At 33.0% G+C, this 584-nt stretch carries 1 protein-coding gene; it reads right to left on the reverse strand.

The genetic code is table 11. The features are described from left to right. Nucleotides 1-216 (reverse strand): hypothetical protein (locus KQI_RS26515; RefSeq protein ID WP_010344807.1); only part of this gene is annotated, 216 nt, incomplete at its 3' end. Nucleotides 217-584: the final 368 nt, after the last annotated feature.

Below are 584 nucleotides of genomic sequence, written 5' to 3' on the forward strand. Positions count from 1 at the left end.
GATGTGACATTTGAACTGACATAAAACAGAGATTACTACGACTAAAGTATCTTTTTCCTCAACCATGTCCTGCAGCTCAGAGATAAGAGTTAGGTGTTTTTTGTAGTTATGTAACTGCTGTTTCGTGATGCCAAGTTCCTGAGCAATATCCTCCTGCGTTTTTGCCAAAGTAAAATTATTTGACTCAGCACTTTTGTCTCTATATTGATTGCTCATATATAAAAAATACACTCCTTAGAATTTTATCGGTTCAACCTGTGTTGAGTTCCTCCAATATCCGTTTTAGGGAGTGTATTTTTGAAATTCAATTTGTTACACGTTTAAGCTCCTCCATGTGTTGCAAAAAGTTGGATTCCCTCATTATGGCTGTTCGGATAAGTAGACATAGTTAAGGCAAACAAAAAACTAACCTAGATGATCAATAATAAAAAAAATTATATTTTTTTCCTTTAGTAACTAAAATCTCGTACTTTGCATTAGCTTGAATGTCTGCAAATTCTTTAAATTGCTCAAATAATTTTATGCATCTTATGAAGAAGGCTTCTTTATTAATAGCTAATGATTTAGCTAAAACGTCTAGCAGG

Source organism: Paenibacillus peoriae KCTC 3763 (assembly GCF_000236805.1).
GTDB classification, from domain to species: Bacteria; Bacillota; Bacilli; order Paenibacillales; family Paenibacillaceae; genus Paenibacillus; species Paenibacillus peoriae.